Origin of the sequence: Manganibacter manganicus (assembly GCF_002075885.1) — a bacterium.
GTDB classification, from domain to species: Bacteria; Pseudomonadota; Alphaproteobacteria; order Rhizobiales; family Rhizobiaceae; genus Mesorhizobium; species Mesorhizobium manganicum.
The window spans coordinates 184626-198659 of sequence record NZ_MDET01000023.1 but is presented as its reverse complement, the minus strand read 5'-3'; the positions used below and the strand labels follow the sequence as shown (position 1 = coordinate 198659).

At 62.3% G+C, this 14034-nt stretch carries 16 protein-coding genes; 6 read left to right on the top strand and 10 right to left on the bottom strand.

Annotated features, from left to right (window positions below; translation table 11 throughout):
* Nucleotides 1–18: 18 nt before the first annotated feature.
* Complete coding sequence (gene epmA / locus BFN67_RS15270) at nucleotides 19–1071, bottom strand: EF-P lysine aminoacylase EpmA (RefSeq protein WP_080920404.1); 1053 nt, start codon at nucleotides 1069–1071, stop codon at nucleotides 19–21.
* A gap of 95 nt (nucleotides 1072–1166) precedes the next feature.
* Here epmA and efp point away from each other — a divergent pair, with 95 nt between their 5' ends.
* Nucleotides 1167–1733: an elongation factor P gene (gene efp, locus BFN67_RS15265; RefSeq protein ID WP_080920403.1), complete on the top strand. Its 567-nt coding sequence runs from the start codon at nucleotides 1167–1169 to the stop codon at nucleotides 1731–1733.
* Between the two features lie 44 nt (nucleotides 1734–1777).
* Here the strand turns inward: efp and gyrB are convergent, their stop codons facing one another.
* The gene (gene gyrB / locus BFN67_RS15260) at nucleotides 1778–4225 is read right to left on the bottom strand and encodes a DNA topoisomerase (ATP-hydrolyzing) subunit B (protein ID WP_080920510.1); all 2448 of its coding nucleotides are present in this window, start codon (nucleotides 4223–4225) and stop codon (nucleotides 1778–1780) included.
* Between the two features lie 141 nt (nucleotides 4226–4366).
* On the bottom strand, nucleotides 4367–4942 hold the full coding sequence (locus BFN67_RS15255; RefSeq protein WP_080920402.1) for an NADPH-dependent FMN reductase: 576 nt from the start codon (nucleotides 4940–4942) through the stop codon (nucleotides 4367–4369).
* A gap of 151 nt (nucleotides 4943–5093) precedes the next feature.
* Between BFN67_RS15255 and BFN67_RS15250 the strand changes: the two genes are divergently transcribed.
* Both BFN67_RS15250 and BFN67_RS15245 read left to right on the top strand, forming a co-directional pair.
* Nucleotides 5094–6461 (top strand): cytochrome P450, encoded by a 1368-nt coding sequence (locus BFN67_RS15250; protein ID WP_080920401.1) that lies wholly within the window; start codon nucleotides 5094–5096, stop codon nucleotides 6459–6461.
* Complete coding sequence (locus tag BFN67_RS15245) at nucleotides 6458–6736, top strand: acylphosphatase (protein WP_080920400.1); 279 nt, start codon at nucleotides 6458–6460, stop codon at nucleotides 6734–6736. Before BFN67_RS15250 ends, BFN67_RS15245 begins: the two co-directional genes overlap by 4 nt.
* Nucleotides 6737–6762: 26 nt before the next feature.
* On the opposite strand, the gene BFN67_RS15240 is transcribed toward BFN67_RS15245, so the two are convergent.
* The 7 genes from BFN67_RS15240 to rph all read right to left on the bottom strand — a co-directional run bounded on the left by BFN67_RS15240 (nucleotide 6763) and on the right by rph (nucleotide 11345).
* A complete protein-coding gene (locus BFN67_RS15240) occupies nucleotides 6763–6993 on the bottom strand; it encodes a DUF3297 family protein (RefSeq protein WP_080920399.1) in 231 nt (76 codons plus the stop codon).
* Between the two features lie 86 nt (nucleotides 6994–7079).
* A complete protein-coding gene (locus BFN67_RS15235; RefSeq protein ID WP_080920398.1) occupies nucleotides 7080–7457 on the bottom strand; it encodes a YraN family protein in 378 nt (125 codons plus the stop codon).
* On the bottom strand, nucleotides 7450–8352 hold the full coding sequence (gene rsmI / locus BFN67_RS15230; RefSeq protein WP_080920509.1) for a 16S rRNA (cytidine(1402)-2'-O)-methyltransferase: 903 nt from the start codon (nucleotides 8350–8352) through the stop codon (nucleotides 7450–7452). The genes BFN67_RS15235 and rsmI overlap by 8 nt, the downstream gene beginning before the upstream one ends.
* Nucleotides 8353–8371: 19 nt before the next feature.
* Nucleotides 8372–9529, bottom strand: a complete 1158-nt coding sequence (hemW, locus tag BFN67_RS15225) for a radical SAM family heme chaperone HemW (RefSeq protein ID WP_080920397.1) — start codon at nucleotides 9527–9529, stop codon at nucleotides 8372–8374.
* A complete protein-coding gene (gene rdgB, locus BFN67_RS15220; RefSeq protein ID WP_080920396.1) occupies nucleotides 9526–10173 on the bottom strand; it encodes an RdgB/HAM1 family non-canonical purine NTP pyrophosphatase in 648 nt (215 codons plus the stop codon). The genes hemW and rdgB overlap by 4 nt, the downstream gene beginning before the upstream one ends.
* Before the next feature lie 9 nt (nucleotides 10174–10182).
* A complete protein-coding gene (locus BFN67_RS15215) occupies nucleotides 10183–10614 on the bottom strand; it encodes a VOC family protein (protein ID WP_080920395.1) in 432 nt (143 codons plus the stop codon).
* 14 nt (nucleotides 10615–10628) lie between these two features.
* Nucleotides 10629–11345, bottom strand: coding sequence for a ribonuclease PH (rph, locus tag BFN67_RS15210; protein WP_080920394.1), 717 nt, complete (start codon nucleotides 11343–11345; stop codon nucleotides 10629–10631).
* A gap of 146 nt (nucleotides 11346–11491) precedes the next feature.
* Here rph and hrcA point away from each other — a divergent pair, with 146 nt between their 5' ends.
* The 3 genes from hrcA to cysK all read left to right on the top strand — a co-directional run bounded on the left by hrcA (nucleotide 11492) and on the right by cysK (nucleotide 13897).
* Nucleotides 11492–12562, top strand: a complete 1071-nt coding sequence (gene hrcA / locus BFN67_RS15205; RefSeq protein WP_080920393.1) for a heat-inducible transcriptional repressor HrcA — start codon at nucleotides 11492–11494, stop codon at nucleotides 12560–12562.
* Nucleotides 12563–12610: 48 nt separating this feature from the next.
* Entirely contained in the window at nucleotides 12611–12808 is a 198-nt protein-coding gene (locus BFN67_RS15200; protein WP_080920508.1) for a hypothetical protein, read from the top strand.
* Between the two features lie 111 nt (nucleotides 12809–12919).
* A complete protein-coding gene (gene cysK / locus BFN67_RS15195) occupies nucleotides 12920–13897 on the top strand; it encodes a cysteine synthase A (RefSeq protein WP_080920392.1) in 978 nt (325 codons plus the stop codon).
* Nucleotides 13898–14034: the final 137 nt, after the last annotated feature.

The following is a 14034-nucleotide window of genomic DNA, read 5'->3' as shown; positions in this document are numbered from 1 at the left end:
TTTTCAGGTCCGTGCGCCCTATGAGCCGGCGTCTGCTACAGGCGTCCACAGCACCTCATCGATGCGAGCGGCACCAACCGCCAACATGACCAGCCGGTCGAATCCGAGCGCGACGCCGCTCGCATCCGGCATGATGGCAAGGGCTGCGAGAAAGTCTTCGTCGATCGGATAGCGCTCGCCATAGATGCGCTCTTTCTCGTCCATCTCGGCGATGAAACGCCGGCGCTGCTCGGCCGGGTCGGTGAGTTCGCCGAAGCCGTTGGCCAACTCCACGCCGCAACAATAAAGCTCGAAGCGCTCGGCAACGCGCGCATCATGCGGCGCTGGCCGAGCCAGTGATGCTTCGGCAACAGGATATTCGCACAGGAAAGTCGGACGCCCGAAGCCGAGTGTCGGCTCGATGCGCTCCACCATCACGCGGCTGTAGAGATCGGCCCATGTGTCGTCCGGCACGGTGCGGATGCCCACGCTTTCCACCGCCGCGAGCAGGCCAGCACGGTCGGTGCTGCCGTCGGGTGAGACGGTGGCCAGAAGGTCGATCCCGGCATGACGGTCGAACGCTTCCGCCACGGTCAGCCGCTCCGGTTCGGCAAAAGGATCGGCCTCGCCCTTGCGGAAGCTGAAATGTTTGGTGCCGGCCTGTTTCGCCGCCAGCGCCAGCAACGCCGCGCAATCGTCCATCAGGGCTTCGTACGGTTTGCCGACGCGATACCATTCCAGCATGGTGAATTCGGGATGATGCAGCGGTCCGCGCTCGCGGTTGCGCCACACAGCGCCGAAATTGAAGATGCGCCGCTCGCCAGCCGCCAGCAGCTTCTTGCAGGCGAATTCCGGCGAGGTGTGCAGATAAAGCGGCGCCGTTGTCGCATCGGGGCGGATCGCCGTGGTGGCAAATGCCGAGAGGTGGGTTTCGTTGCCTGGCGACACCTGCAATGCCGCCGTGCTCACCTCGATGAAATCGCGCTCGGCGAAGAAGGAACGGCTCGCGGCAGCAATGCGGTTGCGTGCGAGCAGGCGCGGCCGGCGGTCAGCATGGACATGCGGTGTCCACCATGGAGAGGCTTCGATCATGATCGGTCGATCTTCAAATTAGCGCGGCGGGTGGCGATGAGCGCTTGAATAGGGTAAAGCGCGGCAACGGCTCTTTGAACAACAGGAAGAAATAAGTGAAAGTCATTGCCAGTTCTCTCCGCAAGGGCAATGTCGTCGAGAAGGACGGCAAGCTTTATGTGATCCTCGTTGCCGAAAATATTCATCCTGGCAAGGGCACGCCGGTGACCCAGCTCGATATGCGCCGCATTTCCGACGGGGTGAAAGTCTCGGAGCGCTACCGCACCACCGAACAGGTCGAAAGGGCGCATGTCGAGGATCGCGAACATACCTTCCTCTACAGCGACGGCGAAGGCTTCCATTTCATGAACCCGGAAACCTACGACCAGATAGCCGTCTCCACCGACGTCGTCGGCGATCAGGCGCCCTATCTGCAGGAAGGCATGGCCGTCGATCTCTCGGTTCACGAAGGCGTCGGCATCGCGTTGGTCCTGCCGCAGCGTGCCGTCTTCGAGGTTGTGGAAACCGAACCGACCACCAAGGGCCAGACCGCATCTTCGTCCTACAAACCCGCCGTTCTGTCGAATGGCGTCAAGACCACAGTGCCGCCGCATATTGCCGTCGGCACCCGTGTCGTGGTGATGACGGCCGATGGCGCTTATGTCGAGCGCGCCAAGGACTGATCTGGCGGCCCCCATGTTCGCTCGCACTGCAATAGTGGAGCTGATCAGATATCCAGATTGGCGACCGACAGGGCGTTTTCCTGGATGAATTCGCGCCGGGGTTCGACCTCGTCGCCCATCAGCCGCGAGAACAGCGCGTCGGCATTGGTCGCGTCGTTGACCTTGACCTGAAGCAGAGAGCGCACATTCGGGTCCAGCGTCGTCTCCCAAAGCTGTTCGGCGTTCATCTCGCCCAGCCCTTTGTAGCGCTGCATGGTCAAGCCCTTGCGGCCTGCGGCAAAGACCGCGTCGAGCAGGTTGAGCGGGCCGGAAATCGTTTCCGAACTTTCCTTGCGGCGCAGCGTCGGCGGCTGGCGATAAATCTCGTCGAGGCGAGTTGCAAGGCGGTCGATCTGGCGCGCATCGGCGGAATTGATCAGAGCCATGTCGAGATGCGCGGTTTCCTTGACGCCGCGCACCGTACGCTCGAACACATAGCCGCCTGGCCCTTCGTTGGAGGTCGCGGTGCGGCCGTGCCAGCCGCGCTCGGTATCCTCGGCGATAAGGTCGAGACGATGTGCGATGGCCTCGGCCATTTGATTGGCGCGGCCAAGATCGTTGAAGATGTCGGGATTGAGCCCGCCGGCGATTGCCGCCTGCTCGACAACGGCGCGGTTGTAGCGCGTGTGCAACCCATTGACGAGAAGGCGAATGGCAAGCGCATCGTCCACGGCCTGATGGAGGTCGCGGCCAACACGCACTTCGCCCGAGGCCAGTACCAGAGAGGCCTCCTCCAGCCCTGACTGGATAAGAAATTCCTCGAAGGCGCTTTCGTCCTTGAGATATTGCGCGCTCTTGCCGCGCGAAACCTTATAGAGCGGCGGCTGGGCGATATAGAGGTGGCCGCGCTCGATCAGTTCCGGCATCTGCCTGAAGAAAAAGGTGAGCAGCAAGGTGCGGATATGGGCGCCGTCCACGTCGGCGTCGGTCATAATGATGATCTTGTGATAGCGCAGCTTGTCGGCGTCGAATTCGTCCTTGCCGATCGATGTGCCGAGAGCGGTGATCAGCGTGCCGATCATGTCCGACGACAGCATGCGGTCGAAGCGCGCGCGCTCGACATTGAGGATCTTGCCGCGCAGCGGCAGGATCGCCTGGTTCTGGCGCGAGCGGCCGCCCTTGGCCGAGCCGCCGGCCGAATCACCCTCGACGATGAAGATTTCGGATTTGGCCGGATCGCGTTCCTGGCAGTCGGCGAGCTTGCCGGGCAGCGAGGTGATGTCGAGCACGCCCTTGCGGCGGGTAAGCTCGCGCGCCTTGCGCGCGGCCTCGCGCGCGGCTGCCGCCTCGACCACCTTGCCGATCAATGTCTTGGCTTCGTTCGGATGTTCTTCCAGCCAGGTGCCCAACGCCTCATTGACGAGGCTTTCGACCACCGGACGCACTTCCGAGGAAACCAGCTTGTCCTTGGTCTGGGAAGAAAATTTCGGGTCGGGAACCTTGACCGAAAGCACGGCGGTCAGCCCTTCGCGGCAATCGTCGCCGGTCAGACTCACCTTTTCCCTCTTGGTCAGGCCGGACGTCTCCGCATAGCCCGTCACCTGCCGGGTCAGCGCGCCGCGAAAACCGGCCAGATGCGTGCCGCCGTCGCGCTGCGGAATGTTGTTGGTGAAGGCCAGCACGTTCTCATGGTAGCTGTCGTTCCACCACATCGCCACCTCGACGGTAATGCCGTCACGTTCGTTGCGAATGGAAATCGGCTTTTCGATAAGTGGCTTCTTGGCACGGTCCAGATATTTGACGAACTCCTCCAGCCCGCCATCATAGTGCAGTTCCTGCTGCTTGATGTCGGCATGGCGCTTGTCGGTCAAAAGAATCCGCACGCCCGAATTCAGGAAGGCGAGTTCGCGCAACCGGTGCTCAAGCGTCTCATAGTCGAATTCGACCATGGTGAAGGTTTCGGGCGAGGGCAGGAAGGAAACCTCGGTGCCCGTCTCCTCGCCAGCGTCGCCGACATCCTTTAGCGGTGCATCGGCAACGCCATTGGTAAAGCTGATCTCGTGGATGCGGCCCTTGCGGCGGATCTTGAGCTTGAGCCATACCGAAAGCGCGTTCACCACGGAAACGCCGACGCCGTGCAGACCGCCGGAAACCTTGTAGGAATTCTGGTCGAACTTTCCACCGGCATGAAGCTGGGTCATGATGACCTCGGCCGCCGAAATGCCTTCGGAGGGGTGAATATCGGTCGGGATGCCGCGGCCATTATCCGTCACCGAGCATGAACCGTCGGCATTCAGCGTCACCGTCACCAGGTCGGCATAACCGGCCAGCGCCTCGTCGATGGCGTTGTCCACGGCCTCATAGACCATGTGATGCAGGCCGGAACCATCGTCGGTGTCGCCGATATACATGCCGGGCCGTTTACGGACGGCATCCAACCCCTTCAAAACCTTGATGGAATCGGCGCCATACTCGGCCTGTGCGCTGTTGGCGCTGTCGGACTGATCGCTCATGAAAACCTGTCTTCTCGAAGCCGCTTGCGCCATGCGAAGGAAATCCCCGAATCGCATGGCCGGATAGCTCTAGATATAGGCTTTCAGCGCCGATTTTCCAAGTTTTGCAAACCTTTGGCCACAGTTTCCGGCGTGTCGCGCTTATTTGGCGGCACCGCGCAGCGGCTTCAGCGCCTCGCTCCAGCGGGCGAGTTCGTCCAGCATCGCTTTCGCGCTGTTCTCGACTTGCTCCCCGGCCGTAAAGGCGCGGTTTTCATCGAGTGAATTCTGGTAGAAGGGCAAGGCGACCGCTTCGGGGATGGGCATGATCTTGAGTGTCGTTAGTTGCGGTTTCAGTGACTGCACAGAGCGCAGACCGGCCGAGATGCCGCCATAGCTGAAGAAGCCGGCCGGCTTGTACTGCCATTCCCGCACTAGATAATCGACGGCATTCACCACCGCGGGCGGCGCGAAATAGTTATATTCAGGCAGGACGAAGATGAAGGCGTCGGCCGCATCGACCTCCCTCGACCACCTTTTGGTGTGCTCATGCTCGTACTGGCCAAGGCGCGGGTGGCGCGGTTCGTCGAGAACCGGCAGGTCGAAATCTGCCAGATCTGTCATCACCGGTTCGAACTTGTCGTGCGTGCGCGCAAAATCCGCGATCCACTGGGCGAAAACGGGCGCGATGCGGCCGGGGCGCGTGCTGCCGACAATGATGCTGAGCCGATGCTTCAAGGCAAAACTCCTGATGGTTGGCGGTATCTGTTGGTGACTGTCATTTATGGTGGATGGCCTCGTCGGGCAAGCGGGCACCTTTTGGTAACTCATCGGTCACATGGACGTTGCCTTGCCTGCCCCCTACATTGGTCGCATATCGGAGTACGCCATGGACGCCCGACCCGCTCCCTTCGTTCCGCCTGCGCCGAAGCCGCGTACCAAGCCGCCTTCGACGCTGGAGATGATGCGCATCGTTTATCGCAATCCGCTCGAATTATGGGGCGAGCCTTCCTACAACGAGCCGTGGATTTCGGTGACGGGTATCGGCGGGCCGCTGGTCATCGCTAACGATCCGGGCCTTATCCGTCATGTGCTGGTCGATAATGCGAAAAACTACAGGATGGCGACGGTGCGCCAGAAAATCCTGCGCCCGATCCTGCGCGACGGCCTGCTGACGGCGGAAGGCGAGGTGTGGAAGCGTTCGCGCAAGGCGATGGCGCCGGTGTTCACGCCGCGCCACATTTTCGGCTTCGCACAGCCGATGCTGCACCGCTCGCTGGCATTCGCGGACCGCTACGCCGATGGCATGATCTCGGACATCGCCCGCGACATGACCACGCTGACCTATGAGATTTTGGCTGAAACACTGTTTTCCGGTGAGATCGCCGGCGAGCCGGGCAGTTTCGAGACGCAGATCGATCGCCTGTTCGAGACAATGGGGCGGGTCGATCCACTTGATCTTTTACGTGCGCCGGATTGGCTGCCGCGCATCACCCGCATTCGCGGCGCCAAGACCATGGCCTATTTCCGCGCCATCGTCGCCGACACGATGAAGATGCGGGTCGAGCGGTTGAAACGTGATCCCGATGGCGCGCCGCAGGATTTTTTGACGCTGCTCCTGCGCGCCGAAGGGCCGGGCGGCCTGACGCGCGCCGAGATCGAAGACAACATCATCACCTTCATCGGCGCCGGCCATGAAACCACGGCCCGCGCGCTGGGCTGGATGCTCTATTGCCTGGCCGAAGCGCCGTGGGAGCGCGAACCGGTCGAGCATGAGATCGACGCGGTTGTGGCGGGCGAGCCCGATCCGGCGAAATGGGTCGACATGATGCCGCTGACCCGCGCCGCCTTCGAGGAGACGCTCAGGCTCTATCCGCCTGCACCGTCGATCAATCGGGAGCCGATCGAGCCGGAGTATTACAAGGACCTTTATATTCCGCCGAAGGCGGCGGTTCTGGTCATGCCCTGGGTCGTGCATCGCCATCGCAAACTGTGGGACAAGCCGGATGCCTTCATGCCGGAACGTTTCCACCCCGGCAATCGCGAGACAGTCGGGCGTTTCCAGTACCTGCCATTCGGCGCGGGTCCGCGCGTGTGCATCGGCGCCAGCTTCGCCATGCAAGAGGCGATGATCGCGCTGGCGGTGCTGATGTCGCGCTTCCGTTTTGACACGGTGGCCGAGACAAAGCCATGGCCGGTGCAGAAACTGACCACGCAGCCGGAAGGAGGCCTGCCGATGCGGGTGACGAGGCGATGAGCAAACGGGTCTGTCGAGTCCTCATTACCGGGCGCGTGCAAGGCGTGAGTTTCCGCTTGTGGACACTGCGCGAAGCCGAGCGGCTTGGCCTCGACGGCTGGGTGCGCAACGAGCCGGACGGCTCGGTCACGGCGCTGATCGCCGGATCGGATGGCGCTGTTGCACTGATGCTGGAGCGGTTTTGGCAAGGGCCGGCCGGGGCGGTGGTGGCCGATGTCAGGACGGAAGCGGCTGACATTGCCGCTACGCCGACCGGATTCCGCATTACCGGCTAGGCGCGCCGGGTTTCGGCGCGAAAGCCCTATTCCTTGACGAAGGGCTTGACCTCGCCCTTCAGCTTGATGGTCAGCGGCTGGCCGTAACGATCCTTGGATTTCGGCGTCGCGACGCGGATCCAGCCTTCGCTTACGCAATATTCATTGACGTCCTCTCGCTCCTTACCGTTGAACAGAATGCCGACCCCGCGCTCCAGCGCCTCGGCATTGTAGAACGGGCTGCGCTCGTCGACGCTCATTCTGTCGGGAAGGGTCATTTTCGGTCTCCTGAAGCGGTGCGGTCGATACCGGCCAGCCGCGATAGCCGCCAGCGGTGGTGGTTTCAAGCCCGCAAGCGTCGATTTCAGTTCCGTCCCTGAAAAACATTCTCGACATGCACCGGCCAGCGCCACGGCAGCACCGCCACCATGTCGAAGCGCACCGAGAGCCGGCTGTAATCCGGCTGGCGCGACAGCCAAAGATCGGCAGCGCCTTCGATGCGCCGCTCGGAACCGGGGGCAATCGCCTCCATGGCTTCCTTCAGCGTCTTGCGGGCCTTGACCTCGACGACCACCATCAGATCGCCGCGCCGCGCGATCAGATCGATCTCGCCGAGCCTGGTGCGGTGGCGGCGGGCAAGAATGCGATAACCCTTCAGCATCAGCGCCATGGCCGCCAGCCATTCGCTGCGGTGACCGCGCCGGTAGGATTTGCGCCGCTTTGCCGTGAAAGTATCAGCCACCGCCCTCGGCCTTCAATTCCAGCAGCCGGCGATAAAGCGCCTGCTTTTGCCCGCCGGTCATTCTTGCCGCTTCGCCGGCGGCCTTCGATGCCGGCATTTCAGTGGCAAGCGACAGCAGCAGGCGATCGATATCGTTGGCCTCGACCGGTTGGTCCTCGGGCGGACCGATGCAGATGACGATTTCGCCTTTCGGTGGACCGCTTTCCTCATAGTGGGAAGCAAGTTCGGCAAGTGTGCCGGTGCGCATTTCCTCGAATGTCTTGGTGAGTTCGCGTCCCACCGCAGCCTTGCGACCTCCGCCCAATGTCTCGGCCATGGCAGCGAGAGCTTCGGGTAAGCGGCGTGGCGATTCGAAGAAGATCAGCGTTGCCGGCACCACTTTTAGGCTCTCCAGCCGGCTGGAGCGCTGCCCTGCCTTGACGGGCAGGAAGCCGGCGAACAGGAAGGTATCGGAAGGCAGGCCGGATGCGGTCAGCGCGGCAAGCGGGGCCGATGGGCCGGGTATTGGCACCACGCGAATGCCGCGCTCCAGCGCCTCGCCGACCAGCCGATAACCGGGGTCGGACACCAAAGGCGTGCCGGCATCGGAAATCAGCGCCACGCTCTGCCCGGCTTCCAGCGCCGCGATCAGTTTCGGCCCGGCCTGCGCGGCGTTGTGCTCATGATAGGCAGTGGTGCGGCGGCGTATGCCGTAGCGCTCCAGAAGCACGCGGGACACGCGCGTGTCTTCGCAGGCCAGAATGTCGGCGGCAGCCAGCGTCTGAAGCGCACGCAGGGTGATGTCGGCAAGGTTGCCTATCGGTGTCGCCACCAGATAAAGCGCCGGTTCGAGTGGCGATGCCGTGATTTCGGCCTGGCCGATGACAAAGCTGTGTCTGGTTGTTCCGGCGGTCACGCTCACACCCTCGCTTCGCCTATCGTGCCAGATCGGCCACCACCGCGTCGAGCACGATCATTCCGGCCGGCGTTGCGCGCAAATGCGAATTGCCGATCGGCGCAATCAGCCCTTCATCCTGGAGGATTGAAAGTCGGGCTGCGGGAAGACTTTTGCCTGAAAGCTGTTCGTAGCGGGCCAGATCGATACCCTCGGCCAGACGCAGCCCCATCAGCAGGAATTCGTCGGCTTCTTCCGAGCGCGTCAGCACCTCGCCGTCGACAACGCCATGCCCCTGAGCCTCGACCAGTTCGGCCCAACGCTCCGGCAGCTTTTCCGCAATCGTGACGACGCGGCGGCCATCTTCGACAAAACGGCCATGCGCACCCGGCCCGACACCGACATATTCGCCATAGCGCCAATAGGTCAGGTTGTGCCGGCTTTCGGCACCCGGCCGGGCGTGGTTGGAGATTTCGTAGGCCGGCAGGCCATGCGCGGCGGTGATTTCCTGCGTGAGTTGGTAGAGATCGGCGGCGCGATCCGGATCGGGGATGGTGAATTTCTTCGCTCTGTGCAGCGCCGCAAAGGGGGTGCCATCCTCGATGGTGAGTTGGTAGAGCGAAAGGTGATCGGCAGCATGGCCGATGGCCTGCTCCAGTTCCGCCGCCCAGCTTTCCAGCGTCTGGCCGGGTCGTGCATAGATCAGGTCGAAGGAGAGCCGCGGAAAGATTTCGCGCGCCAGCCCGATCGCGTGCAGCGCCTCCGAAACATTGTGCAGCCGGCCGAGGAATTTCAGGTCGCTGTCGTTCAGCGCCTGCACACCCAGCGAAATACGGTTGACGCCGGCGGCGCGATAGCCGCGAAAGCGTTCGGCCTCGACGGAGGAGGGATTGGCCTCCAGCGTCACCTCGATGCCGGCCGGCACGGTCCAGTTTTGTGAGATGGTCTCGAGAACCGCGCCGACTGTTTCAGGCTTCATCAGCGACGGCGTGCCGCCGCCAAGGAAGATCGACGTCACCTCGCGCGGCCCGGTGCGCTGGCGCATCGTGGCCAATTCGGTAGCGAAGGCGCGTGCAAAGCGTTCCTGATCGACCGGCTGGTGGCGGACGTGGCTGTTGAAGTCGCAATAGGGGCATTTGGCCGCGCAGAACGGCCAGTGGACATAGACCCCGAAGCCGGGCGCGCGGTCGGGGTTCACGCGACCTCCAGCCGTGCCTCGGCGAATTTCTTGAAGGCGCGGGCGCGGTGCGACAGTGCTTTTTCGTCGCCCGGCTTCCAGCCATGCTTTTCCTCGGTCGTCATTTCGCCGAAGGTCTTGTCATAACCGTCCGGCTGGAAAACGGGGTCGTATCCGAATCCGACGTCGCCGCGTGGCGGCCATACAAGCCGGCCCTCCGTCTCGCCACGGTAATATTCGGCCTGCCCGTCCGGGAAAGCCAGGCAGATGACGGCGACGAAGCGGCCGCCGCGCTGTTCGGGTTCGGTCGCGCCCACCTTTTGCATCGCCACTTCGGTGCGCTGCATGGCCATGGCGAAGTCGCGCGTGCCGTCCTCTTTTTCCGCCCAGTTGGCGGTATAGACTCCCGGCGCCCCGTCGAGCGCATCGACGCACAGGCCGGAATCGTCGGAAAATGCCGGCAGGCCGGTGGCCTTGGCGGCAGCGAAAGCCTTGATATAGGCGTTTTCCTCGAAGGTCGTGCCAGTCTCGTCCGGTTCGGGCAGGCCGTAATCCTTGGCCGATTTGGCCGTAAAACCGAACGGCGCGATCAATCCAGCGAACTCGTACAATTTGCCGGCATTGTGGCTGGCGACGACGATTTCTTTTCCGTTCAATGCGTGCATGAAGCTCTCTTAGTTCTTGACCCAGATACGCGGTTCGGCGAATTCGAGTGAATTGCCAGCCGGATCGCGGAAGTAGATTGAGCGGCCGCCACTTGCCTCTCCGGCTTTGGGAGGCCATTCGAAATCAGCCTCCACGATTACGCCTTTCGCCTCCAGCACTGTCTTCCAGCGCTCGATTTCGTCGGCACTGGCTGCAAAGCACAGATGGCCCTGGCCGGTCGTGCCGTGCGGTGGCACCGGCAGCTTTGCCCCGGCAGCCGGCGGCTTTCTTGTCGCTTCGGCGTTGAACAGCAAAAGCACCCCTTGCCCGCAGCGGAAGAACACATGCCGGTCTTCCACCTTGGCAATGCATTCCAATCCCAGGACGTCGGCGTAAAAGGCTTCCGCCGCCGCGAGATCGGTGACGTAGAGTGCCGATTCAAGAATGGATGAGGGTTGCATATGCCGGCGGCGCCTTATCCCACCGCCATTTTTTGCAGGTCCACCAACCGCGAAATGCCTTTCTTGGCCAATCCCATCAGCGCGGCGAATTGCTCCTCCGAGAACGGCTCGCCCTCGGCCGTGCCCTGGATCTCGACGATGCCGCTCTTGCCGGTCATGACGAAATTGGCGTCGGTGCCGGCGGACGAATCTTCGAGGTAATCGAGGTCGATCACCGGCTGGCCGTCGTAGATGCCGCAGGAAATCGCCGCGACATGATCTTTCAGCACTTTCGGCAGGCTGACCATCTGCCGCGCCTCCATCCAGCGCAGGCAGTCGTAAAGTGCTACCCATCCACCGGTAATCGAAGCCGTGCGGGTGCCGCCATCCGCCTGGATGACGTCGCAATCGACGGTGATCTGCCGTTCGCCAAGCGCCTGGAGATCGACAACCGCCCTGAGCGAGCGCCCGATAAGGCGCTGGATTTCCAGCGTGCGACCGCCCTGCTTGCCGGACGAGGCTTCCCGGCGCATGCGCTCGCCGGTCGAGCGCGGCAGCATGCCATATTCGGCCGTTACCCAGCCCTTGCCGGAATTGCGCATCCAGCCCGGCACCTTTTCTTCGAGGCTGGCGGTACACAGAACATGCGTATCGCCGAACTTGACGAGGCAGGACCCTTCCGCATGTTTCGATATGCCGCGTTCAAAGGCTATGGCGCGCATTTCATCGGGCTGGCGTTTGGACGGTCGCATGGGAACTCCGGAAAGGGGAAACTGCCGCGGCTTTTAGCCCTCGGTGCGGCGGAGCGCAAAGAAAAAGCGGCGCGATCATGCCGAAGCAGCGACAAGACTCTTTGCCTTGTCATTGCCTGTGGAGGTTTTATATCTTGCAGGCCACCATGAACACGCCAATCAAAGACCCGACCCTGCAGTCGCTCGATGCGCGCTCGCGCGACATCTTCAGGCGCATTGTCGATTCCTTTTTGCGCGACGGCGAGCCGGTCGGCTCACGTTCGCTGTCGCGCGTCTTGCCGTCCTCGCTCTCGCCGGCGACCATTCGCAATGTCATGAGCGATCTTGAGCATCTCGGCCTGATCTATGCGCCGCATATTTCCGCCGGACGCCTGCCGACGCAGGCAGGCCTGCGCTTTTTCGTCGATGCCTTCATGGAACTCGGCGACCTGACGGAAGAGGAGCGCCGCTCCATCGATACGCAAATCAAGGCCTCTGGCGAGGGCGCGTCGTTCGAACATCTACTGACCGAGGCCAGCCAGATGCTTTCGGGCATGTCGCGCGGTGCCGGCCTTGTGCTGGCGACCAAGCATGAGGCGGCGCTGAAGCATATCGAGTTCATCCAACTGGAGCCCACCAAGGCGCTCGTCGTCATGGTTTCACAGGGCGGTGACGTGGAAAACCGCGTCATCGACCTTCCGGCCGGCATCACGCTTTCGCAGCTTCACGAAGCGTCCAATTTTCTCAATGCCCATATTCGCGGCCGTACGCTGCCGGAAGCCCGTATCGAGATCGGTCGGTTGAAGGAAGAGACGCGCGCCGCACTCGATACGCTGTCGCAGCAACTGGTCGAGAAGGGCCTGGCACTGTGGGTTGGGACGGAAAGCGACCAACCGGCACGGCTGATTGTGCGCGGCCACGCCAATCTCCTGGAAAACGTCACTGCACAGGCCGATATCGAGCTTTTGAAGCGGCTGTTCGAGGATATGGAAACGCAGGATGGATTGATCCAGCTTCTCGACCTTGCCGAACAGGGTTCGGGCGTTCGCATCTTCATCGGCTCGGAGAACAAGCTGTTTTCGCTGTCGGGCTCCTCGCTGGTTGTGGCGCCCTATCGCGACAAGGAAGCACGCGTCATCGGCGCGCTTGGCGTGATCGGCCCGACGCGCCTGAATTATGCCCGCATCGTGCCGATGGTGGACTATACGGCGCAGCTTATTTCGCGCATGCTGCGCTAAGTGCCCGCTTTTGCGGTGTTGCGGCATGGTGATTGGCTGGAGGGTGAGTTGGCGTTGGAAGCGATCAAGGCCGAAATCGGGTTGCTGTTCCAGGAGATGGTCAACCAGCCCGAGGACGCGCACCAGATTCAGGAGCAACTGCGCGAGAAACTGGCGGAACTGCGGGCCATGGGCATGCCGCTTCCCGCCGACCTTGTCGAACTGGAGCAGCGGCTTGATGAGGATTTCGGCGTCAGCAAGGCTTGAGTTGAGCGTATCCGGCAATGCGGGTTTTCACTGGCCCGCCCCTTAGGCTATCCTCGTTGCGCGGCCGGTCCGGCCCGAGATTCTGCGATCCATTCACGGGAGCCATTATCCATGAGTAAGACCGTTCCAGCGCGCGCTCCCGGCCGTGGCCGCATCTTCAACTCGATCACCGAGACGATCGGCGATACACCCTTGGTGCGGCTGGACCGCTATGCCGCGGAAAAAGGCATCGTCGCTACGCTGCTGGCCAAGCTGGAGTTTTTTAATCCCATCGCCTCGGTCAAGGACCGTATCGGCGTGGCGATGATCGAGGCATTGGAGGCTGAAGGCCGGATCACGCCCGGCAAATCGACACTGATCGAGCCGACCTCCGGCAATACGGGCATCGCGCTGGCATTCGCTGCCGCGGCCAAGGGCTACAAACTGATCCTGACCATGCCGGAAACCATGTCGGTTGAGCGGCGCAAGATGCTGACCCTGCTCGGCGCCGAACTGGTGCTGACCGACGGTGCCAAGGGCATGAACGGCGCCATCGCCAAGGCGGATGAACTGGCCAAAACGCTGCCGGATGCGGTTATCCCGCAGCAATTCGAGAACCCGGCCAATCCCGATATTCACCGCCGCACCACCGCCGAGGAAATCTGGAACGATACGGATGGTGCGATTGACATCGTCGTTGCCGGCATCGGCACGGGCGGCACCATTACAGGCGTCGGCCAGGTGCTGAAAAAACGCAAGCCGACGGTGAAGATCGTCGGCGTCGAGCCGACGGCCTCGGCGGTGCTGTCCGGCGGCCAGCCCGGTCCACACAAAATCCAAGGGCTTGGTGCCGGTTTCGCGCCCAAAATCCTCGACACCAAGGTCTATGACGAGATCGTTACAGTCTCCAACGAGGATGCTGTCGCCAATGCCCGGCTGGTCGCTCGGCTTGAAGGCGTGCCGGTCGGCATTTCGTCCGGTGCCGCCTTGCAGGCCGCGGCAATTGTCGGCGCCCGGCCGGAGAGTGCCGGCAAGTCGATGGTGGTGATCATTCCCTCCTTCGCCGAGCGTTATCTCTCGACCGTTCTGTTCGACGGGCTGGGCGGATAGTCGGACATACCGCTCGATCAAACCGGACCTGCCCTTGCCGCAGCGTTTTGCGGGTTGGCATTTCGCTTTCACCGATTAAACTCGCCCGTCCGTGCGAAAAGGGGGGCGCCCGGCATCTTTCGCATTTGCATAAGGGA

Bases quoted from the DNA above. Each gene is read 5' to 3' on its own strand.
- epmA (WP_080920404.1), bottom strand. From the start codon at position 1,071: ATGATCGAAGCCTCTCCATGGTGGACACCGCATGTCCATGCTGACCGC.
- gyrB (WP_080920510.1), bottom strand. From the start codon at position 4,225: ATGAGCGATCAGTCCGACAGCGCCAACAGCGCACAGGCCGAGTATGGC.
- BFN67_RS15250 (WP_080920401.1), top strand. From the start codon at position 5,094: ATGGACGCCCGACCCGCTCCCTTCGTTCCGCCTGCGCCGAAGCCGCGT.
- BFN67_RS15245 (WP_080920400.1), top strand. From the start codon at position 6,458: ATGAGCAAACGGGTCTGTCGAGTCCTCATTACCGGGCGCGTGCAAGGC.
- BFN67_RS15240 (WP_080920399.1), bottom strand. From the start codon at position 6,993: ATGACCCTTCCCGACAGAATGAGCGTCGACGAGCGCAGCCCGTTCTAC.
- rdgB (WP_080920396.1), bottom strand. From the start codon at position 10,173: ATGCACGCATTGAACGGAAAAGAAATCGTCGTCGCCAGCCACAATGCC.
- BFN67_RS15215 (WP_080920395.1), bottom strand. From the start codon at position 10,614: ATGCAACCCTCATCCATTCTTGAATCGGCACTCTACGTCACCGATCTC.
- rph (WP_080920394.1), bottom strand. From the start codon at position 11,345: ATGCGACCGTCCAAACGCCAGCCCGATGAAATGCGCGCCATAGCCTTT.
- hrcA (WP_080920393.1), top strand. From the start codon at position 11,492: ATGAACACGCCAATCAAAGACCCGACCCTGCAGTCGCTCGATGCGCGC.
- cysK (WP_080920392.1), top strand. From the start codon at position 12,920: ATGAGTAAGACCGTTCCAGCGCGCGCTCCCGGCCGTGGCCGCATCTTC.